The sequence below is a fragment of the Corallococcus sp. bb12-1 genome, assembly GCF_026626765.1.
Lineage (GTDB): Bacteria > Myxococcota > Myxococcia > Myxococcales > Myxococcaceae > Corallococcus > Corallococcus terminator.
This window is the reverse complement of the sequence record NZ_JAPNJZ010000007.1, coordinates 120,941-147,205: the sequence shown is the minus strand read 5'-3', so window position 1 is coordinate 147,205 and position 26,265 is coordinate 120,941. Positions and strand designations below refer to the sequence as shown.

17 protein-coding genes are annotated in these 26,265 nt (G+C 70.1%); 10 read left to right on the top strand and 7 right to left on the bottom strand.

The genetic code is table 11. From position 1 onward, the window contains the following. Window positions 1-6 precede the first annotated feature (6 nt). Together OV208_RS11335 and OV208_RS11330 are read right to left on the bottom strand one after the other, a co-directional pair. Window positions 7-615, bottom strand: a complete 609-nt coding sequence (locus OV208_RS11335; protein WP_267573846.1) for a cysteine hydrolase — start codon at window positions 613-615, stop codon at window positions 7-9. A 10-nt stretch (window positions 616-625) separates the two neighbouring features. Continuing rightward, the gene (locus tag OV208_RS11330; protein ID WP_267573845.1) at window positions 626-1,381 is read right to left on the bottom strand and encodes a M57 family metalloprotease; all 756 of its coding nucleotides are present in this window, start codon (window positions 1,379-1,381) and stop codon (window positions 626-628) included. A gap of 123 nt (window positions 1,382-1,504) precedes the next feature. Here OV208_RS11330 and OV208_RS11325 point away from each other — a divergent pair, with 123 nt between their 5' ends. Further along, window positions 1,505-2,443, top strand: a complete 939-nt coding sequence (locus OV208_RS11325) for an NAD(P)-dependent oxidoreductase (protein WP_267574279.1) — start codon at window positions 1,505-1,507, stop codon at window positions 2,441-2,443. 21 nt (window positions 2,444-2,464) lie between these two features. Here OV208_RS11325 and OV208_RS11320 read toward each other — a convergent pair whose 3' ends face one another. The 3 genes from OV208_RS11320 to OV208_RS11310 all read right to left on the bottom strand — a co-directional run bounded on the left by OV208_RS11320 (window position 2,465) and on the right by OV208_RS11310 (window position 6,941). Next, a complete protein-coding gene (locus OV208_RS11320) occupies window positions 2,465-4,630 on the bottom strand; it encodes a M28 family peptidase (RefSeq protein WP_267573844.1) in 2,166 nt (721 codons plus the stop codon). A 118-nt stretch (window positions 4,631-4,748) separates the two neighbouring features. After that, window positions 4,749-5,138 carry a hypothetical protein gene (locus OV208_RS11315; RefSeq protein ID WP_267573843.1) on the bottom strand — a complete coding sequence of 130 codons (390 nt, stop codon included), beginning with the start codon at window positions 5,136-5,138 and terminating at the stop codon, window positions 4,749-4,751. Between the two features lie 18 nt (window positions 5,139-5,156). Then, a complete protein-coding gene (locus OV208_RS11310) occupies window positions 5,157-6,941 on the bottom strand; it encodes a DUF885 domain-containing protein (protein ID WP_267573842.1) in 1,785 nt (594 codons plus the stop codon). Window positions 6,942-7,161: 220 nt separating this feature from the next. Between OV208_RS11310 and OV208_RS11305 the strand changes: the two genes are divergently transcribed. The 5 genes from OV208_RS11305 to OV208_RS11285 all read left to right on the top strand — a co-directional run bounded on the left by OV208_RS11305 (window position 7,162) and on the right by OV208_RS11285 (window position 12,244). Continuing rightward, window positions 7,162-7,572: a hypothetical protein gene (locus OV208_RS11305; protein ID WP_267573841.1), complete on the top strand. Its 411-nt coding sequence runs from the start codon at window positions 7,162-7,164 to the stop codon at window positions 7,570-7,572. Window positions 7,573-7,782: 210 nt separating this feature from the next. Then, complete coding sequence (locus OV208_RS11300; RefSeq protein ID WP_267573840.1) at window positions 7,783-8,634, top strand: methyltransferase domain-containing protein; 852 nt, start codon at window positions 7,783-7,785, stop codon at window positions 8,632-8,634. A 195-nt stretch (window positions 8,635-8,829) separates the two neighbouring features. Then, a complete protein-coding gene (locus tag OV208_RS11295; RefSeq protein WP_267573839.1) occupies window positions 8,830-10,764 on the top strand; it encodes a hypothetical protein in 1,935 nt (644 codons plus the stop codon). A gap of 4 nt (window positions 10,765-10,768) precedes the next feature. Further along, window positions 10,769-11,002 carry a hypothetical protein gene (locus tag OV208_RS11290; protein WP_267573838.1) on the top strand — a complete coding sequence of 78 codons (234 nt, stop codon included), beginning with the start codon at window positions 10,769-10,771 and terminating at the stop codon, window positions 11,000-11,002. A gap of 252 nt (window positions 11,003-11,254) precedes the next feature. Continuing rightward, entirely contained in the window at window positions 11,255-12,244 is a 990-nt protein-coding gene (locus tag OV208_RS11285; protein ID WP_267573837.1) for an aldo/keto reductase, read from the top strand. Between the two features lie 36 nt (window positions 12,245-12,280). Here OV208_RS11285 and OV208_RS11280 read toward each other — a convergent pair whose 3' ends face one another. Beyond that, entirely contained in the window at window positions 12,281-12,853 is a 573-nt protein-coding gene (locus OV208_RS11280) for a tRNA-uridine aminocarboxypropyltransferase (protein WP_267573836.1), read from the bottom strand. Between the two features lie 373 nt (window positions 12,854-13,226). Here OV208_RS11280 and OV208_RS11275 point away from each other — a divergent pair, with 373 nt between their 5' ends. From OV208_RS11275 to OV208_RS11260, 4 genes are all read left to right on the top strand, one after another. Next, window positions 13,227-15,782, top strand: a complete 2,556-nt coding sequence (locus OV208_RS11275; protein WP_267573835.1) for a PQQ-dependent sugar dehydrogenase — start codon at window positions 13,227-13,229, stop codon at window positions 15,780-15,782. A 248-nt stretch (window positions 15,783-16,030) separates the two neighbouring features. Next, window positions 16,031-19,444, top strand: coding sequence for an AAA family ATPase (locus OV208_RS11270; protein ID WP_267573834.1), 3,414 nt, complete (start codon window positions 16,031-16,033; stop codon window positions 19,442-19,444). A 4-nt stretch (window positions 19,445-19,448) separates the two neighbouring features. Continuing rightward, window positions 19,449-22,805, top strand: coding sequence for an AAA family ATPase (locus tag OV208_RS11265; protein ID WP_267573833.1), 3,357 nt, complete (start codon window positions 19,449-19,451; stop codon window positions 22,803-22,805). A 3-nt stretch (window positions 22,806-22,808) separates the two neighbouring features. Then, complete coding sequence (locus OV208_RS11260; RefSeq protein WP_267573832.1) at window positions 22,809-25,100, top strand: AAA family ATPase; 2,292 nt, start codon at window positions 22,809-22,811, stop codon at window positions 25,098-25,100. 152 nt (window positions 25,101-25,252) lie between these two features. On the opposite strand, the gene OV208_RS11255 is transcribed toward OV208_RS11260, so the two are convergent. After that, window positions 25,253-26,254 (bottom strand): aldo/keto reductase, encoded by a 1,002-nt coding sequence (locus tag OV208_RS11255; protein WP_267573831.1) that lies wholly within the window; start codon window positions 26,252-26,254, stop codon window positions 25,253-25,255. Between the last annotated feature and the right edge of the window lie 11 nt (window positions 26,255-26,265).

Here is a 26,265-nt window from a genome sequence, read left to right as displayed (position 1 = left end):
CCAGGGTTACGCCTTGAGCATGCCGAGCACGTCCGCGGACGGCATCGGGCGCGAGAACATCGGGAAGTCGTACTTGAGCGCGTTCTTGTGCTCTTCCGACGAGGTGGCGGCGGTGCAGTCGACGAGGGTGATGACGTCGTAGCCGTTCTCGTAGGCGCTGCGCATCGTCGACTCCACACAGCAGTTGGTGAGGAAGCCGCCAATCACCACCGTCTTGATGCCCTTGCTGCGCAGGATGAAGTCCAGGTTGGTGCTGGCGAAGGTGTCCAGGCCGCGCTTGCCCTCGATGACGATGTCGCCCTTCTGCGGTTCCAGGGATTCGATGAACCGCGCGCCCCAACTGCCCTTCACGAATGCATTGCCGTCCACCACGCCCTTCAAGATGCCGTACGGGTGCCGCGTCAGCTCTCCGTAGCCCTCGGCGAAGGTGATGGGCGCGTGCATCACCGTCACGCCCTTCGTCCGCGCGGCCTTCACCAGCGCCTGGGTGTTCTCCAGCATCCGCGTCTCCTCCATGACTCCTTTCACCGCCGGGTGGAGCACCCCTCCCTCGGTGGCGAACTCGTTCTGATACTCAATCAGCAGCACGGCGGTGGTCGATGGGTCGAGCGACATGGCGGACTCCTTAGTAGAGGAAGTTCAGTGCGATGATATCGTATTGGGAGAACTCGCCGGTCACGGTCGCCGGCATGCAGGAATTCATGATCGACTTCGGGTCCAGGGTCGGCGTCCCGGGGATGAGGATGCCGCCCACGCCCCCGCCGCCTTCGCCGCTGCCGCAACCAGACGTGGTGAAGAAGTCCGTGTGGCGCAGGCCAACCGTGTGGCCCAGTTGGTGGGTGATGACGTGCTCACTCCAGTCCACGCCGTAGCTCTGCAGCCCGGTGCCGATATTGATTTGTCCATAGGGATTGCCGCCCGAGGGGTATCCCGAAGAGCCGCTGATGCCGGTCATGGTCCCCGCGGTGATGTTCGCGTTGCAGCCGGTGGTCGGCCCCCGCGCCAGCGTGAAGGTCAGCCCCAGGCTGTTGTAATTGGCGATGGCCAGATCGAGCCCCTGGCTCAGTTGGCTGTAGCTGTTGAACGCGGCCGTGGGGTTGATGCAGATCCTCCGCACGACGGTGGTGTTGATGAGGTTGGTCGTCCGGTAGTGCTCCTGGGTCCCCTCCCCCTGCTGGAGCATCTCCTGGGACGCCATGAGGCTCACCTTCGCGTCGCCCCCGACGTACACGGCACCGTCGATGACCTGGATTCCCTCGGCCGGGAACCCGGCTTCGATCAGGTTGGAGACGATCTCCCCATTCGCGACCTCTGCGTCGGTTCCGCAGCCGGACAGCAACGCACCACAGCTCACCACGAGGACTGCTGCTCGCTTGAACATGTTCGTTTCCCTCTTGTCTTGAGGCGGTTCTTCCCACGCTCCCGGCATGGGGGCGGCTGGGCGGACAGCCGTCCTTTCTAGGCCACCCCAACCGTAAAAACCAGGGAGCCACGATTAACTGATATTCACCATGATACATGCCACACACGGCATGTCCTCTCATCACCCCGGAGATTGAAGATGCCTTCCAGCCGTCCGACGAAGATCGCAGTGATTGGCAGTGGGCTCATGGGAAGCGCCCTCGCGCGAGCGTTCGCGGCGGCCGGACACGAGGTCGCGGTCTGGAACAGGACCCCCAGCAAGGCCAGGGCCGTAGGCGGTGGCACGCTCGCGTTCGAGAACCTGGGCGAGGCTGTCGCCGGACGCGAGCTCGTGGTCGTCTCGCTGTCCAACTACGCCGCCAGCGCCGAGCTGTTCGCTTCGCAGACTGTCGCATCCGCGTTGGCTGGGACGACGCTCGTCCAGCTCACCAGTGGCTCACCCGCGGACGCGCGGGGAGGACTGGAGTGGGCCAGGGCCCATGGCGTGGACTACCTGGATGCGGCGATCCTCGCGTACCCGGCCTTCGTGGCCACTGACTACGCCACGGTCTTCTACGCCGGGTCGAAAGCGGTCTTCGACCGGCACCACGAAACCCTCCGTGCGATTGCCAGCAACTCCGTCTACGTCGACGAGAAGATCGGCTCCGCCGCGACGCTCGACTGCGCGATCCTCGAGGCCTACTACGGAGGCACCCTGGCGGTGCTCCACGCCGCGGCGATGTGCAAGGCCGAGGGTCTGGATCCGAAGGCGTTCTTCGCCCAGAAGAACTCCTTCCTGGGTCTGATCTCCGTCACCGCCGACGCCGCGCAGGGCATGATCGAGAACAACGACTTCTCGGGCGACCAGTGCAGTCTCAACACCCATGTCGCGGCCATCGAGCACATCGTCCGGCTGAGCACGGACGCACGCATCAGCTCACGCTTCCCCAGGGAGCTGCTGGAGAACTACCGGCGGGCCCTCGGCGCGGGCCTGGGTGACAAGGAATTGCCCGCCGTGTTCCGCACCCTGGAAAGGGACTGAGCCCCGACGGCAGGGGCGGCTTCAACGGGCGCGCGTCATGACGCCGCCCTGCTCCAGCAGCCCGAAGAGCTCCAGGAGCGCCTCCACGGGGAAGACGTGGCCGTACTCGGCATGGGCCGCGTCGCGGATGTCCGCCACGGAGCGCCTGCCGTCGGCGTAGCTCGCGAGGGCTTCGGCCAGTTGGTAGAAGCGCAGCTCGCTCTCCCCTCGCTCCCGCAGGGCCGTGGCCGCCTCGTTCATGGCGGCCTGCACCGCGGCCACGCGGGGCTTCGACTCGGGGGCCGCACGGCGCTCCAGCGCGTCGAACGAAGCCAGCTCCTGGCCCTTCACGCGACGCGGAACATAGGCCCGCGCCCGGCGTTCGGCTTCGCTGGGGGCAGGCTCCTTCAGGGACACCCCTCGCGCCCTGGCCTCCGCGTCCAGCCGCCCCAGGGACTGGGCCTCCGCGGTCTCCAGCGTGCGGACCATGGACTGCACCGGCGCGGTGGGCGCGCCCAGCGACAGGCAGGAGCGCAGGGCCTCGCGCTCGCGCTGGTAGCCCGCGCGCACCCCGGCACGGGCCAGGCGGACGGCACCGGGCAACTGCGCGTCGGGCGTCGCGGCCAGGTCGCGGCGGGCCCGGAACTCGTCCTCCGCCACGCGCCGCACGCCGTGCACCGCCACCAGCCGCGCAAGCTCCAGGGCCCCCGCGCCTTCGGCCCAGGCGGCGACGGTGATGGAGGCCAGGCCCGCGAAGGCGGCGCGGTGGAGCTGGGTGGGGTCCACGTTCTCCGGCCGGTCACCGCTGGTGTGGTAGCCGTCGTCGGGCCACGTGGCGAAGGCCACGCCGGGGATGCCGTGGTCGTTGAAGAGCTGGTGATCCGAGCCCCGGCTGTAGCGATCCATGTGCGCATCCATCGGGTCCTGCGACCCGGTGACCGAACCGATGCGGAAATCCCTTCGCGGCGGATACGCCACCGCGTTGAAGCGGTTCATGAAGACCACCGTGGACTCGGACACGGCGTTCACGAAGCTGCCATTCCAGTCCGGGGTGTAGGACACCGAGAAGCGCGAGTGGGCGCGGGTCAGGCTGGCGCCGAGCATGTCGAAGTTGAAGTGGGCCACCCGCCGCGCCGGATCCGCACCGTGGAGGGAGAACCATTCGCGGGTGCCCTCGAACTCCGGCAGCCACAGCACGCGCAGGGTGCGCACCGGAGGCGGCAGCACGCCCTGGCGGATGAGCGTGGTGTAGGTGCGCACCAGCTCCAGCAGGGTGGCCGCCCCCGAGGCGTTGTCATTGGCGCCGGGCTTGTAGTGGTCCAGGTGGGCGGTGAGGACGACCTCCTCGCCCGCGCGGGTGCCGGGGATGACGCCACTGACGATGCTGAGGTGTCCCGTGGGCGCCTGCGTGGCGACGCTCACGTCCACCTTCACCGGGCCTGTCTGGAGCTGGGCGCGCAGCTCGCGCCCCTGCCGGTCCGACACCATGAACAGGAAGGGCGCTCGCGTGCCCTGCGGCAGCAGCCCCTGCGGGACGGTGGCCCAGCCCACCTGATCCGGGAAGTCGCCGTCCATGCGGTGGGGAGCATTCCAGGGTGGCGTCGAATAGGACGACACCACGCCCACGGCGCCGAGCTTCGCCACGGCGGTGCGCAGGGCGGTCGAGGGGTGGCCCCGGGTGAGCGCCACCCTGCCCTTCAGGTCCTTGCCTGCGTACTCCGCGTCCTGGGTGCCCGTGCCCACGTCGACCAGCTCCAGGCCCGTGCCCTCGAAGCTGCCACTGCCCGTCGCCAGGGCCATGGGCAGGTCGGCCCAGGACGTCACCCGGTAACGGTGGGGGCCGGCCACCCACAGCTCGCCACGCGTGGCGCGCCACTGGGGACCGTCCTTCATCGCCTCCAGGTGCACGTCCTGAAGCCCCGCGGCCTCGGCGGCGGCCTTCGTCCATCCGGCCGCCTCGGCATAGCCGTCCTGGGCGTCCCGGGCGAGGAGCGAGAGCCGCTGCACGCCGTCGTGGATGCGGTCGCCCGAGCTCTCATGGATGAGGGCGCGCACCACGTCATCCCGCAGCACCAGCCCGGTGGTGGGCGAGAGGGGCCCCAACGGGGACGTGGGGACCTGGGCGGCGGCGCTGAGCGCGACGGGCGTCGGTGCGGCCCCCATCACGACGAGGAACACCACGAAACAGAGAGAGGGATTGAGCCGCACGGAAGCGTCCTTCGTGGGATGGAGGCAGACGCGCCCACCCTATGATTTCCGTGCGGCCCGAGCATCCCCCTTCCGCTTCGCGCCGTGCCTGCCTGTGGAGGCAGGGGCAGGAGGACCTTCAGGGGATCGCAATCATCTCAAAGCGGACCGCCGTCCCAAGCCGCTGAGTGAGTCGTGCGCAGATCCGGGAAACGACCTGGCGGGCTGCTTCGACCGACAGGCCACCGTCATGGAGCACGACATCCAGATGGACCCGGTCGTTGTAATAGAAACCCCATTCGTGCCCGTCGATGAGCACCTGTCCCTCCCCCTGCCCATGGTTCAACTGCTCGCAGTCCGCGCCCTCTGGAAAGAACACGGACAGCGGAGGAGTGCCGCTGTAGTCCAGGTCATCCCAGCTCGAATCAGCGCACGACAGTCTGAACACCCACTCCGTCGGCTCCATCTTCACCTCCATCCCCGAGGCATCGAGCCTCGGGGTCCCTTCGCGCCAACCGTGAGTGAACATCCCGCCTCGTGGAGGTGCTCAGCGGGACGCGGGAGGCGCGGCGTCCTCGCCGAGCAGCAGCTGGCGGACGATGGGCACGGGCGGGTAGCCGTGGGAGACCACGGCATCGTGGAAGCGCTGGAGGGTGAAGTCCCTGCCCCACTTCACCTTCGCCTCCTCACGCAGCTCCATCAGCATCTTCTTGCCCAGCGCGTAGACGAGGTACGTCGGGTCCGACGTGCCACGGCGCGCCTCGCGCTCCGCGTTGATGCGCGTCATGTACGCCTCCTCCTCGAAGAGGCGCACCGCCTGGTCGTACGTCATCCCCCGCGTGTGCAGTGACAGGCCCGCCACGTAGCGCGCCAGCCGCTGGAGGTAGAGCGCCAGTTGGTTCAACCGCAGCCGGTCCGCCTCCGGCCCCGTGCCGCCGTAGCCTTCGTCCAGCATCATCTGCTCGGTGTACAAACCCCAGCCCTCGCTGAAGGAGCCTGAGCCGAACAGCCTGCGCACCTTGGACTGGATGCGGTTCGTCCACAGGAACTGCACGTAGTGCCCCGGGTACGCTTCATGGATGGAGACGAGGGGCAGCGCGTAGCGGCTGTAGAAACTCATGTGCTGCTCGGTCTGCTCCGCGCTCCACGCCGGGTCCGGCGGCGTCACGTAGTAGTACGCCTCCGTCGCCTTCGACTCGAACGGGCCCGCCGTGCTCATGCTCGCGAAGGACAGCGCGCGGTTGAAGGCCGGCGTCTCCGCCACCTTCGCGCGGACCTCGCTGGGCACGGTGATGATGCGGTGGTCGAGGAGGAACTGGCGGATGCCCTCCAGCGTCGCCGTCGTCGTGGCCACCAGCTCCGCCGGGGCCGGGTGCTCCTGGCCCAGCTCGCGGTACACGTCCATGGGCGCCCTGCCCGGCGCGATGCGCGCCGCCACCGCGCGGAACTCCTCCTGCGTGCGCTTCATCTCCGAGCGACCCCAGGCCAGCAGCGAGTCGATGCTCTCGGTGACGCCCTCCTCGTACTGGAGCTTCTTGCGGTACGTCTCCTCACCGATGGCGAAGTCCCCGTTCGAGCGGGGCAGCAGGTCGTCCTTCAGGAAGCGGGTGTACCCGTCGATGGCCTCCAGGCACCGCGCCTGTTCCTTCTGGAAGGCAGCCTGGAGCGCGGCGTCCTTCACCGGCGCGAAGGCCCGAGGCAGCGTCTGCGCGTAGAGCGCGCGCGTGCCCTTCACCTGCTCCAGGGCAATCTGCGTCCACAGCTTCGGCGGGTTCTGGAGGCTGGCCGGCGCCGCCGCGAAGACCTCCGGCACCACCGCCATGCGCTTCACCGCCGAGCGCATCCGGTCCTCCAGCGGCGCGAAGTCGCGGTTGATGAGCTGGAACACGGACCCTGACGCGAAGCCCAGGTACGTGTTCGGGTTGCGCTCCCACGAGCGCACCGTCTCCAGCTCCAGGATGCGCGCCCGGAAGTGGTTCTCCAGGATGTCGTAGTCGGCCCGGTCCTCCGGCGGCAGCGCGGCACGGTCCACCGCCGTGGGCAGCGCCACGAGCCGCTCCTTCAGGTACGCAAGGCTGGACGCCCGCTCCTCGGGCCGGAAGCCTCGCAGCTCGCCGTCATGAGCGTGGAGGCCCGCGGACGTGGCGGACATCGGCGAGCGACGGAAGTGCTCCTCCAGGTGCGCATCCACGAAGGCGCGCAGCGCCACCTGCGCGGGCGTGGCGTCCGGTGCGGTCGTGGACGCGGTCTGGACCGGCGGGCGCGAGGAGGTGCAGCCAGGGGACAGCAACAGCAGCGCGGCGAGGACACTCGTGGGGCGCAGTGCGTGCATGGAGCCTCGGGGAAAGGGACGCGGGAGCGTCGCCGAAGGCCCCTCGCGCGACAAGCATCAGGCCGCGGACCGGATGGAAGCAGGCTGGCGTGCGACCGTTCGCACCGCGTCCAGACACTGCTTCGCGGGCTCGATTCCATTCCCACGACGTGGCCCTGACTGACTCCACGCCCTCCACGCGGATGACCGCCTCGGAGGGAAACCCCTTAGGTGTCTGTGTTTGACAGAGTCAATCCCTAACACCATCGTGATTGCGCAGCAAAAGCAGCACAACCCAGGAAAGGCTCCGCAGATGAAAAATATGCTCAAGCTGTTCGCGCTCGCGGCCGCTGTGGTGTCACTCCAGGCCTGTGGCGTGGCCGAGGCCCAGGACAATGCCCGGCCCCCGGAGGAGTCGGTCACCCTGAATACGGAACCGGGTGAGGCGGTACGGCGCACTGAGCCTGGAGCTCAAGGAATCCAGGCCCCCGCGAAATGTGAGGGTGATGATGGCAGCACCTGCGGCTGCGCCCCCGGAGTGATCTGCATCGCCACCGGCGGTGGCTGCTGCTGCGGCTGCTCGGTCACGACGGAACAGACGGCGGCGACGCCGGACCAGAATGCGCCCGCGGGTTCGACGCAGGCCCGCTGAAGCAACGCAGGCGCTGGAACCTCGACGGAGGGGAGTGTCCTTCCCCCCGCCGGGTTCCCGGGGCCCGCTGGCCTGGCGGTCGGGCGCCCGCGTTGGACAGGCTCCGGTCCGTTTGACACCCTCCTGACCACAATGCCCCCCATTCCCCCGACCCCACCCGCCTCCCCCTGGTGGGTCGAGCGCGCGGAGCTCCTCCTGGCGCCCGGGGATTTGAAAACATTGAGCCTGGGCGCGCAGTGGGAGCTCTTTGAACGGTTCTCCTTCGTGCAGGAGAACGTGGAACCCGCGCTGCTCCTGCTCGATGTGCAGGCGCGTCCGGAGCTCCAGGTCCTCTGGACGGAGCTGGAGGCGCGGGCCCTCCTGGTGACCGCCGCGCTGGATGCGGCGGGAGAGGATGTCGCCCAGCGGTTGCGCACGGGAGGCCTCTCACCGGCGCGCTTCCGGGAACAGTGGGAGGGGCTCGGCTTCACCGAGGCCACGGGTCGCGCGAGCACGGCGGCGGATGACTGGCTGGAGGGCCTGCTGCGCATCTCCCGCATCACCACCGGCCAGAACCGCCCCCCATTCGGTCAGGTGAACATGGCCTCGCGGGCCGAGCGCATCTCCGATTTCCTTTCCGTCACGAGTCCCGGACAGAGCGACACCGTCTACGACCTCGGCTGTGGCAACGGGAAGTTCGCCATCACCGTGGCCGCGAGCTCCGCCGCCCGGGTCAAGGGCGTGGAGTATGGGCAGACGTACGTTGATTCCGCGCGCCGCAATGGCGAGCGTTTCGCGCTGCCGAACCTGGAGTTCATCCACGCGGATGTCCGCGACGTGGACCTGTCGGACGGCACCGCGTTCTATCTGTACTTCCCCTTCTGGGGAGAGGTGGCGCACGCGGTGGCCCGCACGCTCGGGGACATCGCGCAGGCCCGGAACATCACCGTGTATGCCTCCGGCCCCCGGCTCGACTACGGCGAGCACTTCCTCGAACAGGTGTCACAGGGCGCGCTGCGTCTCGCGCCCGAGCGCCTGGACTTCGCCGACGTGATGGTCCTGCGCAGCGCCGCCTTCGCGTGAGCGGCGTCGGCGAAAGCCCCTGCCTTCAGCAAGCCCGTGCGGACATGACGCCTTCTGGACAGAGGTTTCGCAGAAGCACGCCCCTTCCCCTGAAGGGAGGGCAGGCCTTCGTGCAAGCGCCGACATCACGGGAAATCCAAGGAGACCCCGGGTTGCCATTTCTGGCAGCATCCTGGGCATCCATGGGGGATATCGATGAGTCCACGCATCGCCGGGCACCGCGCCCATTCCGCTCCCGCAGCGAAGCATTCCGCTCCGGCTCGCGCTTCCGTCTCACCGGTACGCCCCCAGACGAAGCAGCCCCAGGCCCGCGCGCCGGGCCATGAGCGCCGGGACGCCTTCGAGGGCTCCTCGGCGTCCCGAAAGACCCCGGAGCTGGTGGACCGGCTTCGCTCGAACGACACCTTCCGCCAGTTGCCGCGGGGAACGCAGGCCCGACTGCTGGCCACCGCCCGGAAGCATGGGGAGTCTCCGGAGGCACGCCGCAACATCGTGACCCTCGCGCTGAACCAGAACCTGGATCGGCTCGCGCCCCGTCAGCAGCGCGAGGCCATCAAGACGCTGCGCGAGGGCATCAAGAACAAGGGTGTGGGCGCGGATCTGGTCGAGCTGGCCTCGGACAAGGACTTCCGGCGCCTCAACGGCAAGGACCAGCGGAACATCCTGGAGTCGGTGGCCGCCCAGCGCAAAGACCGCTCCGCACGGGATGCGCTGGTGGACCTGGGATCGTCCAGGGGCTTCGGCAAGCTGAAGGCCCCGATGCGCAAGCAGCTGATCGACGAACTCGAGAAGCGGCGCAGCGGCAAGTCAGAGGCGCGCTTCGGAAAGGCCGCCCTGGAGCTGGCGGACAGCGCGAGCTTCCGGCGGTTGTCTCCCGATGTGCAGAGCCAGTGGGCAAAGGCCATCGCCCCCGGACGTCCCTCCAGCCAGGCGGCTCGCGCTGCGCTCGTGGAGCTCGGTTCGAACCCGGGACTCGCGAAGCTGCCGCCTGAAACCCAGCGCAAGGTGCTGGAGCATCTGCCCCCGCCCCATGCGGGCCGCGAGGTCAGCGTCGATCACATCGACCGCCTCGCGACGCTCGTGGACGGTGGCGCCTTCGCGAAGCTGCGGCCGGAGCTGCAGGGCCGCATGCTCGACGCCATCCGCCCCGGACGGCTTGAGCCCGAACATGAACAGACGCTGGTGGATCTGGGCTCCAGCAAGGGCTTCGCCGCCCTGTCGGCCCCGGAGCAGGACCGGCTGTTTCCGTACGTGTCGGGCACGAATCCGCTCTCGCGGCATGTCCAACTGGGGCTGGGTGAGCTGCTCCTGAGCAAGGGCTTCGAGAAGGCGGATGCCGCAGGTCAGGCCGACCAGCTGCGAACCTTCCTGCGGGATCAACCCGCCGTCCCCGATCTCACTTCGTCGCTCGAGGGCAGCTTCCCGACCCGCCCTTTCACCCTCACCGGTCCCACCGAGGTGCAGGGGCACGGCTTTCCCTCCGGGCCGGGGGACGCCCTCCGCTACGAGGTGGAAATCGAGGGACAGCGCATCCCGGTGTTCATCGCGAAGGACCAGGATGCCAGCCGTGGCAGCTATCATTCGATTGACGAGGTCGCGCAGGGCCTCTCGACGCTGCCTCCCGCGAGCAGGGCGCTCGTCAAACAGGTGGATGTGGACGGCAAGCAGAACCCCCAGGATGCCTATTGGGAGCAGGTGTACGGGGAGCCTGGATTCCGCTCGTACATGACCGCGGGCGCCGAGGGGATCATCACCCTCTATCCCACAGCGGGAAAGGTGCAGCAGGAGGCGATGAACTCCTCACTGATCCACGAGACGGGACACACGCTGTCGCACCAGCACTGGGGTTCGGACTCGCAGGGGCCGCGCTGGAATGACTACCGTGCGGCCATCGCCAATGATGGGTTCGTGCCCTCCAACTACGCACGCAACTCACCCAGTGAGGACTTCGCGGAGACGCTCGTGTTGTACGAGAAGGTCCACGGAACACCTCAGGAAGCGGAGGTCCGCGCGCTGATGCCAGGACGCTTCCGGCTCATCGACGAGCTTCGTTCCCGTCCACCTCCCGCGGCGCAAGCCCCCTTGCGCATGGCCGCCTCCCACTGGATGGCGGGTTCCTTCCGGGCCTGAAATCATGAGCAAACCCAAGCACCCTGGCTTCATCCGATACATCGACGGCAAGACCCAGCAGGAGGTCCGCCGCATGGACGTCTCCCAGGTTCCGGAGGCGCTCCAGTACGCGCAGGGTCCCAAGGGCTGGGTGCCCGTGGTGAAGGTCATCGCGCTGGAAGAAGGCAATCAGCGCACCCTGCGGGAGTATGGTCCTGAGGACGAGCTGCTGCGTTCGACCGTGCAGGCGCGCCCGTAGCCAGCCCCCTACGGCACGATCCCGTTGGGGGGCGGCGTGCTGGAACAGGAAGACGGCCTGGGAGGCGAGCCCGTCCCTGGCCGCACGTGACGAAGCCTCATTATCAACCCTGGCTTAAAAGCCTGTTGGCTTCATGCGCATAGTCATTGGCGGTCCAGGTCCCTACGTTTCTTGCGAACGGGGCGGACGACAGGGTCCTCACAGGGCCCTGAGCCGCCGCTCGACCTGATTGCTCTCTCAGAGGAAAACGCCATGCAGAAGCGCAAACTTGGAAACAGCGGACTGGAAGTCTCGGCCATCGGCCTTGGCTGCATGGGTTTGAGTTATGGCTATGGCCCGGCCACTGAAAAGCAGGAGGCCGTCCAGTTGCTTCGTCTGGCCTTCGAGCGCGGGATCACCTTCTTCGACACCGCCGAGGCCTACGGCCCCTACCGCAACGAAGAGCTCCTGGGCGAAGCCCTCGCTCCCTTCCGGGACCAGGTGGTCATCGCCACCAAGTTCGGCTTCGACTTCGACTCCGCTGGCGGTCAGAGCGGCATGAACAGCCGGCCGGAGCACATCAAGGCCGTCGCCGAGGCGGCGCTCAAGCGGCTCAAGACCGACCGCATCGATCTCTTCTATCAGCACCGCGTCGACCCGAACGTTCCCATCGAGGAGGTCGCGGGCACGGTGAAGGAGCTGATCCAGCAGGGCAAGGTGAAGCACTTCGGCCTGTCCGAAGCAGGCGCGCAGACGATCCGGCGCGCGCACGCGGTCCAGCCGATCACCGCCCTCCAGAGCGAATACTCCCTGTGGTGGCGGGAACCCGAGAAGGAGATCCTGCCGACGCTGGAGGAGCTCGGGATCGGCTTCGTGCCCTTCTCCCCGCTCGGCAAGGGCTTCCTCACGGGGGCCATCAGCGAGAGCACGACGTTCGACAGCACGGACTTCCGCAACGTCGTCCCGCGCTTCACGCCGGAGGCCCGGAAGGCGAACCAGGATCTGGTGGACCGGCTGGGCGAACTGGCGACCCGGAAGAAGGTGACCCGCAGCCAGCTCGCGCTCGCCTGGCTCCTGGAACAGAAGCCGTGGATCGTGCCCATCCCGGGGACCACCAAGCGGCATCGCCTGGAGGAGAACGCCGGAGCCGCGGACGTCAGGCTGACGCCCGAGGAGCTGCGCGACATCCAGGGGGCCCTCGCCCAGATCACGGTGCAGGGAGATCGCTACCCCGCGCACCTCCAGGCCAGGGTCGGTCGCTGAGCACCGGGCCGGTGCGGCACGGCGGCATCCCGAGGGTCAGTTCAGCGTTCCGCAGTCGGCGATGCGCTGCACCCGAAGCGCGGCCAGCCGTTCCAACGGCGCCGCCGCCTCCGGTCCTTCGAGCAGCGCCACCGCGCGGGCGATGGCATCCAGGGTGGACATCCCTGAGGGATGCGAGGTTTCGCGAAGCCGGAGCAGCCCGGGCTCGGGCGGTGGCAGCACCAGCCGGGGGAGCGTCCGAAGCGCGGGGATCCGCTGGCTCATCCGCCGTGCCTGTGACCAGTTCCCGTCCAGCACCACCAGTTGCCTCGGCGCGGGAGCGTCTGGCGGTGCGGTGGGGCCATCCGGGAAGAGCAGCCAGGTGCCCGGTTCGGAGAGCACGGCCGGGTCGAAGGCATCGACCATCGCACCGTGGATGAACAGCCTCGCGTTCGTGAGGGCCAGCGCGGCCACGCGCCCGGTGTTGCTCCGCTTCGCGACCTCCATCACGTGCTGGAGCAGGAGGATCCGGGTCCGGGTCTCCACCCGAGGAATCTCCGCGCACAGGCACAGGTGGATCGCGAGGTTGCAACGCGGACAGCGGGGTGGACGGTCGGCGCGGGGAGGCATCCGCCGTCATCCTGGGCCGGCCACCTCGGGAAGAGAAGCCTTCGTTGATGGGCGGGCCCGTGCGTCCACCTCCGCCTGGACTCACCGTGCAACGAAATGCACAGCTGCACGGCGCGTCCGCGCGGCACCCTGCACACCGGGACCGTCCGACGGCGGGCTTCAGACGAACGAAGGCCCGCGCACGGACCGGTGATTCTTCTGGAGGATGCGCTCCACGCGCAATGCCAGAGCCCTTGCGGAGGTGGACCCATCACTCCTTGACCAGACGCAGGCCGGCATCTGCTTCAGGCCCAGGGTGTCAGGAATACTGGGGCATTTCCATCTGCACTGGAAGGCCCTGACGGCCTGCATTCAAGGAGGTAGCATTCAAACCATGCGTTCATTCCTTCCCTGGCTTGCCCTGGCATGGCTGACAGCCTTTCCCACGCAAGCGGAGACTCACATTCCTCCTCCTGCCACGGGCTCCTATGGCGTCGAGGCGGAGTACTACATTTTGTCGGATGCACTGCGCCAGTCGACAGGGCTGGCCTGGGCTCCGGACGGTTCCCATCGCCTCTTCGTGACGCTCCAGGAGGGACAGGTCCTGATCTTCCAGGACGGCGTCTTGCAGCCGATGCCCTTCATCACCGAAACCGTGGTGACCGGCCTCGAGCTGGGATTGGTGAACCTCGTCTTCGACCCGGACTTCGCGAACAACCACTACGTCTACTTCTTCGCCAGCCAGCAGGGTCCTAGCTTCTGGCCTGTCACCCGGATCCTCCGGTACACCGACGTCGGAGGCGTGGGAATGGACCGCACCGTCATCGTGGACGACATCCCCGCCAACCAGGTTCACAACGGCGGTGGCATGGCCTTCGGTCCGGATGGTCTGCTGTACTTCGCGGTGGGAGACACGGGCGGCTGGGGAACCGACGAGGACCTGACGCTGATGTCGTCAAAAATCAATCGCGTCCACAAGGACGGAACCGTCCCCACGGACAACCCCTTCTACGACGGCCCCGGGCCCAACAACGACTACATCTGGGCCCGGGGCTTCCGCAATCCCTTCAAGATCCGCTTCCAGCCGGGCACGGCGCACCTCTGGGTCAACGTCGCCGGGCAGTCCTTCGAGCAGATCTTCCGGGTGGGGCGGGGCGACCACGCAGGCTGGAGCCAGTATGAAAACAAGCAGCCCGACGGCTACCTGAAGCCGGTGGTCGCCTACAACTCGCAGTGGTGGGAGGAATACTGGTTCGCGGAGACAGGCGCGGTGCGAAAGGATGGTGTCGCGACCTTCACGGTGATCGACGACGACTACATGCCGGTCTCCACCCTGCGCCAGGGCAAGCGGATCCATGTGCGCGATGTGCGGGACCCGAGCTTCAACGGGGTCGGGTTCATCACCGGCTTTCCCTCCCCCCACACCTTCACGATGGCGCAGCCCGGACCCGACGCGGTGAGCGGGGGCGGTACCTTGAAGACGGATCCGATGGGCAACGTCCTCGTGGGCGGCACCTTCTGTGAAGGCCCGCTCTTTCCTCCGGAGTACCAGGGCAACTATTTCTTCGCGGATATGACTGGCAATGTCTTTCGCGCCGTCCTCCGACCGGATGGTTCCGTGGACCGGGTGGACTTCGTCGTGATCGGCAGCATCGGGGGTGAGCTCATCGACCTGGCGATGGGCCCGGACGGGGCCCTGTATGTCTTGCCCTACTCGGGAGGGGTTCTCCGGATCACCCCCGTCCCGCCGGAACTGGGTCTGGTCTTGTCGTCGCAGGACCTGGTCATCCCGGAAGGAGGGTCGAAGACCGTCACGGTGTCCCTGGCCGCGCCGCCCACCAAGCCCCTGACCATCACCGCACAGCCGCGCCGGCAGGAGGATTTCCGCGTGAGCGAAGGCAGCGTGCTCCAGTTCGACGCGACCAATTGGAGCGTCCCGCAGTTCGTAACGATCTCCGCCAATCAGGACGCGGACGCAGACATCGACCACGGGACGATCTTCTTCAGCCTGTACAATGGCTTCCCGGATGGCTTCCCCGGAAGGGACATCCGGGTGCGCACCTCGGAAGATGAAATCCAGGCGCTCCAGCTCTCCGCCTCCTCCCTGGACTTCGAGGAGGGCACGGGCGGGTCCTTCACCGTGGCCCTGGCCTACGCGCCGACAGTCCCCGTGACGATCACCGTGGCGCACACTTCGGGGAGCGAGGATGTGAGCATCACGGAAGGCGAAAGCCTGACGTTCACCCCCGAGGACGGTACGGCGCCGAAGACGGTCACCGTCGCGACGGCCCGAGACTCCGACAGCGATGACGACCTCGCGGTGCTGACGGTGTCCGCACCCGGGATGGAAGCCCGGGCCGTCACCGTCACCGCCCGGGATGTCGCCGGGGTGCCCGTCATCACCTCCGCGCCCGTGACGGAGGCCACCGTCGGTGAGCCGTATGCCTATTCAGTCACAGCGACGGGGCGACCCGTGCCCATCCTCACGCTGGAGCAGGGCCCGGAGGGCATGACGCTGGACGCTGAGTCCGGACTCCTGTCGTGGGAGCCCCTGGCCGAGACAACCGTTGGCGTGTCCATCCGCGCGCACAATGGGCAGACGCCGGATGCCGTGCAGACGTTCCAGCTCAAGGTCCAACTGCCCGGCGCGGCCGACGCGGGAACGGACCTGGATGGTGGCGGCGTGCTGGATGCCGGCCCCGAAACGGACGCGGGCACCGACGCCGATGCGGGCACTGTCTCGGATGCGGGTCCTGAGTTCGATGCGGGCACCGTCGCTGACGCGGGCCACGGACTGGATGCGGGCACCGCGCACGACGCCGGCACGGGGCCGGACGGGATGGAGAACGAATCCGGAGGCTGTGGCTGCGGTGCTACCGCGATGCCAGGTGTCCTGGGCTGGTGGCTCCTGACAGGCCTGGTGTGGAAGACCCGCCGGGCTCGGCGGTAGCGCCTCCCTCCCAGCTCCAAGCCTTCGCGGCCGCCGCGCCGTCGGCCGCGAGGGCACCTGCGGGCGGGGGCCACCCGTCACCCATGTCTGGATGCCTTTGCCGTATAGGATGAAGTCCTGGTGGGCTTGCTTCCGATGAGCTCTGGGCGCCGTCCGAGCGGAAGTGAGCCGCCGAGGCAAGCTGCCCGTCAGCTCCCGGGGGCCCGGGGCGTCGCTGTGCGGCGCCGTGCTAGCGTGAGCCCCCTTCCATGAACTTCCGTTTTCAATGCTGGGTGCAGCGGCACGCCAGCCGCCGGGTCACGCTCACTCCGTTGGCGCTGCCCCACCTCGCCGTGCACGCGGAGACGCTGGAGAAGGCCACCGAGGAGCTGACACTGGCGCTCGATGATCAGCTCACCCGCGTGCACCCCCGCCGGGTGCCGGAGTTCATCGCCGCGTCCGACGGCGTCCTCCACACGCTCGAGGTGCAGGAGGCCCTCCCCATCTGGGGCGCGGAGTCGAACACCGTCGCGCCGCTGCACTTCACCGCCATCGTCGCCCCCGCGCACCAGTCCTTCATCGGACTGCATGCCCCGCGCCTCGGCACGCACCTGTGGTTCCAGGGCAAGGCACTTCCCCCAGACGCATCGGACCGGCTGGGCGAACAACTGGAGGGCCTCTCCGACGCGCGTCGGCTCGCGCTGCGCCCGGAAGGCGCGGAGTCGCTGGTGGAGATTGAAGTCCACGCCACGCCCACCCTGCTCGCCACCCTCACCCCACGCCAGCTCCGCCTGGACATCCGCCCACCGGCGCGTCCTCCAGATGCGCCCGTGGAGCCGTCGGGCGCGGACCTGGACGACGAGGATGAGGACGCGCTGGACCTGGACACGTGGGAGCCGCGCCGCCGCTCCCGCCGCCGCGACGGGAGCGCGAAGCCGGAGAAGCCGCCTCCCACGCCCACGCTGGAGCGCATCGCCGTGCCCTGGCACACGCTCGCGAAGGACGGACAGCTCGACGCCGCGTATGAGCAGGACGCGCTGGTGACGCTCCTGCGCGCGCGCCTCGCCGCGAAGGACGCGGAGTCCGTGGTGCTGGTGGGCCCTTCGGGCGTGGGCAAGACGGCGGTGCTCCACGCGCTCGCCCAGGCGATGCGCGGCCCCACCGCCACCGCGTCCGAGCGCGCCCGTCCCTGCTTCTTCCTGGACGGCAGCCGCCTCATCGCGGGCGAAGGCATGGGGGGCGACTGGCAGCAGCAGGTCATCCGCTGCATGCGCGAAGCCGCCGAGTCGCACGCCCTCCTCTGCCTGGGCCACGCGGTGGACCTGCTGGACGCGGGCAAGAGCGCGCACAGCGACCAGAACGTGGCCCAGCTCCTGCTGCCGCTGCTCGCCACCCGCGAGGTGTCCGTGGTCGCCGAGGCCACGCCGGAGACGTGGGCACGGGTGGAGCGCCGCAACACCAGCTTCGCCCGCCTCTTCTCCGTGGTGCGCGTGGAGGAGCCGTCCACGGACGCGCTGGCCCGCATCCTCGCGCGCGTGGCCGAGGACGACGCGGGACCGAAGCCGCTGGAGGTGCGGCCCGAGGCGCTCGACGAGGCACGCTTCCTCTGCCGCCGCTTCCTGCCCTACGGCGCCCAGGTGGGCAACACGGTGGCCTTCCTGCGCCGCCTGCTGGCCACGTGCTCTCACGCCGGACAGCCGCGCGTCACCCGCCTGGACGCCGTCCGCCAGTTCGCCTCCGAGTCCGGCATCCCTGAAGCACTGCTGCGCGACGACGTCCCGCTGGAGCCGGCCCAGGTGCGCGACTTCCTCTCGGCGCGGGTGCTGGGACAGGAGACGGCGGTGGAGCGCGCGGCGGCGGTGGTGTCCGTGCTCAAGGCGGGCCTCGCCGACACCCGCCGCCCGCTGGGCGTGCTGCTCTTCGTGGGCCCCACCGGCGTGGGAAAGACGGAGCTGTCCAAGGCCCTGGCGGAGCTGCTCTTCGGCGCGAAGGAGCGCATGGTCCGCCTGGACATGGGCGAGTACGCCGGCCCGGACGCGCTCTTGCGCCTGCTGGGCGACGGCGAGACGCCCGGACACCTGTCGGCCGCGGTGCGCCGCCAGCCCTTCTGCGTGGTGCTGCTGGACGAAGTGGAGAAGGCCCACCCCGCCGTGCACGACGCGCTGCTCGGCGTGCTGGGCGAGGGCCGCCTCACCGACGCGTCCGGCCGCTTCACCGACTTCCGCAACGCGGTGCTCGTGCTCACCAGCAACCTGGGCGCGGACACCTGGCGCGCCCGCGTGGGCTTCGATTCGTCCGGCGGCATGCCCGACACCGCAGCCCTGCGCGCGCACTACCTCGCGGAGGTGCAGCGCTTCTTCCGCCCGGAGCTGTTCAACCGGCTGGATGACGTCGTTGTCTTCTCCCCCCTCTCCGCGCAGCTGCTGCGCCGGCTGGTGGTGCGCGAGGTGGAGGCCGTGTGCCGCCGCCCGGGGCTGTCCCTCCACGACGCGGCGCTGGAGGTGGCCCCTTCCGCGCTGGACTGGCTGGCCACGCGCGGCTTCGACCCGCGCTACGGCGCCCGTCCCCTCAAGCGCGCGCTGGAGCGGGAGCTGGTCGTGCCGGTGGCGGCGTGGCTCGCCGCGCATCCCCAGGGCGGCGCGGTGAAGCTGTCCGTGGAGGCGGGGGACGCGGGGCTGACGCTGCGCGCGGAAGCGGTGGGCGGGGATGCCGAGGGCGTGGGGCGGCAGACCCTCGAGAAGGTGCTGGAGGAAGCGGCCAGCCTGCGCGCGGAGGTGCAGCGATGGAGCCGCTCGGAGCCCATGCGGGGCCTGCGGCGCGAGCTGGCCGTCTTCGACAAGGCGTCCCGCCAGCCGGCGTACTGGGAGGAACGGGCCCTGGCGGAGGCGTCCTCGCGCAAGTCGTCCGAGGCGCGTGAACTGGACAAGGCCTTCCGCGACTGCGCGCAGCAGGCCGAGGCCGTGGAGGACCTCCTGTTCGAGGCGCACCTCACGCGCGCCGTGGGACAAGCGGAAGGCCTGGCCCGCGACGTGGCCGTGCTCCGGCGGGCCTTCCAGCCCCTGCGCGAGCGCATCTACGCCAGCCTCTTCCCTGTCTCGCGCGGCGCCACCCTCATCCTCGTCCCCGGACGCGGCGCATGGCCGCACCTGTGCACGCTGGCGAAGGCGTACGAGGCCTGGGCCCACGCGCAGTCCATCGCCTTCCACCGGTCCCTGTTGCTGCCCGAGGAACCCAAGGCGGGCGAGAAGCCGAAGCCCTCGCGCAAGGACAAGGACCTCCGGTTCAAGTGGAGCTGGGAGCAGAAGGCCTCTCTGGAGGAACTGAAGCGGCCCCCCGCCGCGTATGCGCTGCAGCTCAACAGCGGCACGCTGCCGCTGCTGCTGGCGGGTGAGCACGGCGTGCACCGCTTCGTCGAGGGCAGCCAGGCCGCGCTGGTGCGCGTGCGCTTCGAACCGCAGCCCCTGGCCCTGCACGCACTGCCAACGCTGGAGGACCTGGAGAAGTCGCTGACGAAGCAGGAGGTGCGCCGGGTGCGGCCCATCGCCAGCATCGTGACGGGAGGCTCGCTGGAAGACCTGCGCACCGGCGCGAAGCAGCGCTACGGGCCCACCGGACCGGACATGGAATCGCTGCTGGAAGCGTGGTTGCAGTGGCGCGTCTTCGGCGCGCGAGAGGAGGACTGACACCATGGATCTCAAACTGCCCCTGGTGGTGTCCCCCCTTGGCGGACGGCTGGTGCAGGCCTGGGTGCCCGCCTTCTGGCCCCGGCTGAGCGGCGTGGGCCCCAGCCTCTCCACGCTCCGCGACGAGCTGGCGCTCGCCGTCATGGAGCGCTTCGAGAAGGAGCCCGTGGCCCACGTGGCCGCCTATCAGCTCCCGCCGCACCTGGCCCTGCGGCACGTCAAGGTGGACACGGAGGCGAGGGACCGGGAGAAGAACAAGCGCGTCGTCCTCCAGGGCCGCATGGCCGTGCTGCTGGAGAAGTGGCCGCGCGACGAGTTCTGGGTGGTGACGCCCACCCGGCTGCCCCTGGCCCGCTTCGCGCTCGCGAACCCAGACGCGCTGCCCCAGGCGCTCGCGCGCCGACTGGCCGCGTGGTGCCTGGAGCACGACCTGGAGAACCTGGACGAGGCCTGGGGCACCGGACACGAGCGCCTGGAGCTGCTGGAGGTGGACGCGTACGCGCCCACCATCCTGCCCCGCACGCCTCCCAAGCCCCCCACCCCGCCGCGCCGTCGCAAGGCCACCTCCGAGAAGAAGGAGCCGGCCCCGGAGACGCCCGAGCAGCGCGAGGCGCGCCGCAACCGTCGCCGCCTGTCGCTCGTGGAGCTGCGCGCGGTGGCGCGCAACCTGAGCCATGGCGCGCGCGACGAGACCCTGGAGCGCTGCTTCGGCCGCGAGGCGCTGGTGCGCGAGGTGGTGGACGCGCTGGAGGGCCGCGAGGGCGCTGGGGTGGTCCTCGTGGGCCCGCCCGGCTCCGGCAAGACGGCGCTGGTGCACGAGGCCGTCAGCCGCCTCACCGCGCGGCAGGACGCCGCGAACACCCGGCGCGACGTGTGGCGCGTGGACGGCAACCAGTTCATCGCGGGCATGATGTACGTGGGCCAGTGGGAGGCTCGCGCGCGCGGCGTGGTGCGGGAGCTGGTGGAGGTGGGCGACCTGCTCTACGTGGACGACCTGGCCTCGCTCGTCTACGCGGGGCGCACCCACAACGAGCGCACCAACGTGGCGCAGTACCTGGAGCCCCACCTGGCGCGCGGCGAGCTGACGGTGCTGGCCGAGTCCACGCCGGAGCGCTTCGAGCGCGTGCGCGAGGAGGCTCCCACCTTCGCGTCCCTCTTCCGCGTGGTGCACGTGCCCGCGCTGGACGCGCGCGCCACGCTGCCCGCGCTGCTGGGCACGCTGCGCGAATTGGAGGCGTCGAGCGACGCGGGCGCGGTGCGGCTGTCCCCGCTGGCGCTGGAGACGCTGTTGGACCTGCAGCAGCGCTTCGTCGCGCACGAGGCCTTCCCGGGCAAGGCCGTCCGGCTGCTGCGCCGGGTGGTGTCGCGGTCCGGCACCGAAGAGGGCGGCGTGCGCCGCTTCACGCAGGAGGATGTCACCGCCGCCATGCGCGAGCAGACGGGCCTGCCGGACTTCGTGCTGGGCAGCGAGCCGCCGAAGACGCGCGACACGCTGGAGCGCGAGCTGGCCGCGCAGGTGGCGGGCCAGCCGGAGGCCGTGTCCGCGGTGGTGGATGCCATCCTCACACTCCAGCGCTCGCTACAACCACCGGACAAGCCGCTGGCCACCTACCTCTTCGTGGGCCCCACCGGCGTGGGCAAGACGGAGACGGCCAAGGCGCTGGCGCGGACGCTCTTCGGCGGCGAGGGGCGGCTGGTGCGCTTCGACATGTCGGAGTTCGTGTCCGCGTCCAGCATCACGCGGCTGCTGGGCATGCCGGGCGCGCCGGACGGCGAATTGACCACCGCGCTGCGCACCCAGCCCTTCTGCGTGGTGCTCTTCGACGAGGTGGAGAAGGCGCACCCGCGCATCTTCGATGCCCTGCTCCAGTTCCTGGGCGAGGGGCGGCTGACGGACGGCGCGGGCCGCACGGTGGACGCGCGCCAGGCGGTGGTGGTGCTGACGTCCAACCTGGGCGTGCGCGAGGCCGCGGCCCGCACCGGCTTCCACCGCACGGCGGAGAGCGCGGAGGCGCACTACCTGTCGTCGGTGCGCGCCTTCTTCCGCCCGGAGTTCTTCAACCGGTTGGACCGGGTGGTGCCCTTCCGTCCGCTGACGCCCGCCGCGCTGCGCGTGGTGGTGGAGCACGCGCTGGAGTCGCTGCTGTCGCGCCGGGGCATCCGCCGGGGCAACGTGCTGGTGGAGGTGGAGCCCGCGCTGTTGGACCTGCTCGTGGAGCAGGCCTATGACCCGCGCTACGGCGCCCGTCCCCTCAAACGCGCGCTGGAGCGGCGCCTCACGGTGCCCCTGGCCCACCACCTGGTGCAGCGCGGCGCCGAGGACCTGGCCCGGGTGGAGCTGTTCCCCCGGGGCGACGACATGGGCCTCTCCGTGGAGCTGCTGTCGCGTGAGAAGGCCTGGGCACAGGAGCCGGACCCGGCGGCCTGGACGCTGGCGGACGTGTCGCGCGTGCTGGAGGAGACGGCGGCACGGTTGGAAGCACTCGGCGCCCCAAAGGTAGGCCCGGAGGCGTTGGAGTTGGTGGAGCGGCTGGAGCGCCTGCGCGCGGAGGCGGTGGACATCCGGGAGACCGAGCTGGCGGAGCGCGATTTCCTGGAGACGGAGGAGGCGGTGCCCAAGGAGGTCGAGCGCGCGTACGACTGGCGCCGCAACCCCGGTCGCGGGGGCCTCCGGGCCCGGCCGTCCTATGCCTCCGTGCCCCTGCCGGTGTCCCGAGAGGAGCGGCTGCGTCGCTGCCGCCCACGCGTGGTGGACCTGCGGGACGAGGTGGAGTGGCTCTCGCATCAGCTCGCCTGCCGCGAACGCGGTCCGGACACGCGAGCCCTGCTCATCGAAGGCCTGGGCGATGCGTCCGTGTCCGCGCTGGAGTCGGTGGTGCGCGCGCTGCCGCAGGCCCTGGGGCGCATGAGCGTGTACGAAGAGCGCGTCGAGCCGGACGGCCGCATCGCATGGACGACGACATCCGGCGAGCAGCGTCCCGCGGCGGTGCGGGTGCGGCGCATGGCCGTGAGTCTCACGGCCTTCGGCCTCGCGGAGGTGCTGGCGCCGCTGGAGGGCTATGCGCTGGTGGAGTCCCGCCGCGGAGACGGGATGCGCCGGTCGCACGTGCGCCTGGAGTTGCTGGACGGCGTCGCTGGACTGACGGACGACGTGTTCCGGGCGGTGGTCGCGCGGGACGCGGTGCGCGCGGCGGAGCGCGAGGCGCGGCGGACGGGGACGGCGCGGGAGCAGGACCGGGGCCGCGCGGTGCTGGAGGGAACCATCGGCGGGCTCGTGCACCTGGCGAGCCAGCGCTCGCCGTCGGAGGCGCTCGCATGGGCCGGGTGCGTGCTGCGGCGCGCGGCCCGGAAGGAGGGCTGAGCCATGGACAAGAACTTCCACCTCTTCGTGCGCCGCTATCCAGGACTGGGCGTGGCGGCCCACGTGCTGACGCACCCGCACCTGGCCTCGTTCGCGAGCGACCTGAACACCGCGCGGTTGGACATCGCGGAGGTGGTGGGCCGCCTCCTGCGCCGGGGGGAACTGTCCGACGAGGTGACGCACTGGGCGGACCTGCGGCAGCGCCGGATGGCCCTCACCGTGCGCGCCATGCAGCACGGGCGGCTGCTGCCCGTGCCGCTGCGCCTGACGGTGGTGACCCATGGCGGGCGGGGTGCGGCCCGGGCCGCGCGCAAGGGCGACGCGGCGAAGGGGCCGCTCAGGGTGTGGGTGCCGCGCGTGGGCGTGGAGGGCACGCTGCACGACACGGCGGACCTGGAGTCCTACGTGGAGGAGCTGGTCCGCCACGAGCTGTACCTCGCGCCGCTGGACCGGCTGCACGAGCTTGCGTACCTGGGCGAGGAGTCGGTGGAGACGCTGTCCGTGTCGTCGCGCATGAAGCCGACGAAGGCACGCGCCGAGGAGGAGGCCACGAAGCAGCCCCGGCGCCAGCCTCCGCCCGCCGGGCTCGCGGAGGCCAGCCGCTGTCTCAACGAGGAGGCGCGCGCGGGCCTCCTGGAGCGCGCGTGGGAGCGCGACGCGGAGGTGGCCCGGCTCGCCGAGACCGTCACCGCGAGCGCCCGCGCCAGCGTGCTGCTGGTGGGCCCGGCCTCCGTGGGCAAGACGGCGCTGGTGCATGAGCTGGTGCAGCGCGCGGAGTCCGCCGCGGAGGGCCATCCCCTGCGCGGCCTGGAGGTCTACAGCACGTCGGGCGGCCGCATCATGGCGGGCATGCGCTACCTGGGGCAGTGGCAGGAGCGCGTGCAGGCCATGGTGGAGGCGCTGCGCGTGCGCCGGGCGGTGCTGCACCTGGACAGCCTGTCGGAGCTGCTCTCGCTGGGCGGCGGTGACACCGGCCTGGACGTGGCGCGCCACCTGCTGCCGGCCCTGGAGGGCGGCGAGGTGACGCTGGTGCTGGAGGCCACCCCGGAGGACGTGGCCCGCGCGGAGCGGACGCACGGGGCGTTCCTTCAGGCGCTGCGGCACTTCTCCGTGGCCCCCCTGAACTCCGGGGCCGCGCGCAACGCGCTCCAGCAGGCCTCGCAGCGGGTGGCCCGCGCGCGCAAGGTGCGCTTCACCGCGGACGCGCTGGAGCGGGCCGCCGAACTGACGGAGCGCTTCGGAGACGGTCCGCCCCCCGGTGGCGCGGTGTCCCTGCTGCGCTCGGCCAGCACCCAGCCCTCCCCCACCGGCGAGGTGGACGCGACCGGGGTGACGCAGGCCTTCTGCACGCGCACCGGCTACCCGCGCGAGTTGGTGGACACGTCCGTGCGCCTGGATCCGGAGGCCCTGCTGCGGCGCTTCCGCGAACGCATCGTCGGCCAGGACGAGGCCACGCTGCTCTTGCGCAACCTCATCGTCACGCTGAAGACGGGGCTTGCGGATCCATCCCGCCCGCTGGGCGTCTTCCTGCTGCTGGGCCCCACCGGCGTGGGCAAGACGGAGTCCGCGCTGGCGTTGGCGGAGTACCTCTTCGGCGACACGTCCCGGCTGGCCCGCTTCGACATGGCGGAGTACGCGGCGCCGGGCAGCGCGGGGCGGCTGGTGGGCGAAGGGGGAGGCCAGCAGGGCGGCCTCGCGCGCCGCGTGCGCGAGCAGCCCTTCGGTGTGGTGCTGCTGGACGAAGTGGAGAAGGCGGACGCGGGCGTGCATGACCTCTTGCTTCAAGTATTGGGCGAGGGACGCCTCACGGACGGCACCGGCCGCACCGTCAGCTTCCGCAACACCGTGGTGCTGCTCACCAGCAACCTGGGCGCGGACAGCGCGGGACGCTCACTCGGCTTCGGCGGAGGCAGCGTGCGCGACATGGAGCAGCACTACCTGGGCGCCGCCACTGCCTTCTTCCGGCCCGAATTGCTGAACCGGTTGGATCAGGTGGTGCCCTACCGGTCCCTCACCCCGGAGGTCATCCGGGCCCTGGCGCGGCGCACGCTGGAGGCGGCCCTGGCGCGCGAGGGGCTCACCCGCCGGGGCGTGAAGGTGTCCTTCGGCGAGGACGTGGTGGAGTACCTGGCGCGCACCGGCTTCGACGCGCGCTACGGCGCCCGGCCCCTGAAGCGCGCGGTGGAACAGCACGTGGTGACGCGGCTGGCCCAGTGGCTCGCCGGTCACGCCAGCGCCCCTCCAGCGCACGTCATGCTGCGGGTAGGGACGGATGGCGAGGTGGAGCTCGCTTGAGCCATTGCCCTCCGAGGACTGCGACGGAGGTCCGCACCCCAACGGCGCAAACACCTTGGTCAGCAGCCTGGGCCCCCCGAAGAGTGTCTGGGTTTACTGACCCGCCGCCTGACTCTCGGCTGTCCGCGGCGGGCCTTCCCTTGCCGCCGCGGCTACCGGCGCTCGCTGTCCAGGTGGTGCATCTGCTCCGCCCCGTAGCGGTCGCCAGCAATTGTCACGATCGACTCCACGGCCGCCACGTCCTCCTTCGACAGCGGCCGGGCGAGGGCGCCCAGCGCGTCGTCCAACTGCGCCTCCGTCCTCGCACCCACCACCGGAACGAAGCCGGGCTGGCGCGCGAACACCCAGGCGATGGCGAGCTGGCCCGGCGTCATCCGCCGCTCCTGGGCGAAGCGCTGGAGGGCGGCCACGCTGTCCTGGTTCTTCTCACCGTTGGCGCCGGCGAAGCGCGGCAGGTACGCGCGGTAGTCGCCCTGCCCCTTCGGCTTGCTCCCCGTCAGGAGCCCTCGTGAGAGGACGCCGTAGAGCGTCGCGCTGATGCCCAGCTCGTTGAGCGCGGGGAAGATGGCCGCCTCGGGGCCCCGGCTCGCCACCGAGTACTCAATCTGCAAATCGACGATGGGGTGCACGCGGTGCGCGCGGCGGACGGTCTCCACGCCCATCTCGGACAACCCGATGTGGCGCACGTAGCCGGCCTTCACGAGGTCCGCGATGGCCCCGATGGTCTCCTCGATGGGGACGGCGGGATCCAACCGCGCGGGGCGGTAGATGTCGATGACCTCCACCCCCAGCCGCTTCAGGCTGTAGGCCGCGAAGTTCTTCACCGCGGCGGGACGCATGTCCATGCCCATCCAGCTCCCGTCCGGCCCGCGAAGCGCACCGAACTTCACCGACAACTGGACGCGCTCGCGCCGGCCCGCGATGGCGCGCCCCACGAGCATTTCGTTGTGCCCCATCCCGTAGAAGTCCCCGGTGTCGAGGAGCGTGACGCCCCGGTCGATGGCGGCCTGGATCGTCCGGATGCTCTCCGCGTCATCCGTCGCGCCGTACATGCCCGACATGCCCATGCACCCCAGCCCGAGCGGGAATACCTCGGGGCCCGTGGAACCCAGCTTCACCGTGCGCTGCGCCTGCTTCGTCTCTTGCGTGGCCATGTGTGTCGTCC

Coding starts and splice junctions, on each gene's coding strand:
- OV208_RS11335 (WP_267573846.1), bottom strand. CDS start 615: ATGTCGCTCGACCCATCGACCACCGCCGTGCTGCTGATTGAGTATCAG.
- OV208_RS11330 (WP_267573845.1), bottom strand. CDS start 1,381: ATGTTCAAGCGAGCAGCAGTCCTCGTGGTGAGCTGTGGTGCGTTGCTG.
- OV208_RS11315 (WP_267573843.1), bottom strand. CDS start 5,138: ATGTTCACTCACGGTTGGCGCGAAGGGACCCCGAGGCTCGATGCCTCG.
- OV208_RS11310 (WP_267573842.1), bottom strand. CDS start 6,941: ATGCACGCACTGCGCCCCACGAGTGTCCTCGCCGCGCTGCTGTTGCTG.
- OV208_RS11295 (WP_267573839.1), top strand. CDS start 8,830: ATGAGTCCACGCATCGCCGGGCACCGCGCCCATTCCGCTCCCGCAGCG.
- OV208_RS11290 (WP_267573838.1), top strand. CDS start 10,769: ATGAGCAAACCCAAGCACCCTGGCTTCATCCGATACATCGACGGCAAG.
- OV208_RS11285 (WP_267573837.1), top strand. CDS start 11,255: ATGCAGAAGCGCAAACTTGGAAACAGCGGACTGGAAGTCTCGGCCATC.
- OV208_RS11280 (WP_267573836.1), bottom strand. CDS start 12,853: ATGCCTCCCCGCGCCGACCGTCCACCCCGCTGTCCGCGTTGCAACCTC.
- OV208_RS11275 (WP_267573835.1), top strand. CDS start 13,227: ATGCGTTCATTCCTTCCCTGGCTTGCCCTGGCATGGCTGACAGCCTTT.
- OV208_RS11270 (WP_267573834.1), top strand. CDS start 16,031: ATGAACTTCCGTTTTCAATGCTGGGTGCAGCGGCACGCCAGCCGCCGG.
- OV208_RS11265 (WP_267573833.1), top strand. CDS start 19,449: ATGGATCTCAAACTGCCCCTGGTGGTGTCCCCCCTTGGCGGACGGCTG.
- OV208_RS11260 (WP_267573832.1), top strand. CDS start 22,809: ATGGACAAGAACTTCCACCTCTTCGTGCGCCGCTATCCAGGACTGGGC.
- OV208_RS11255 (WP_267573831.1), bottom strand. CDS start 26,254: ATGGCCACGCAAGAGACGAAGCAGGCGCAGCGCACGGTGAAGCTGGGT.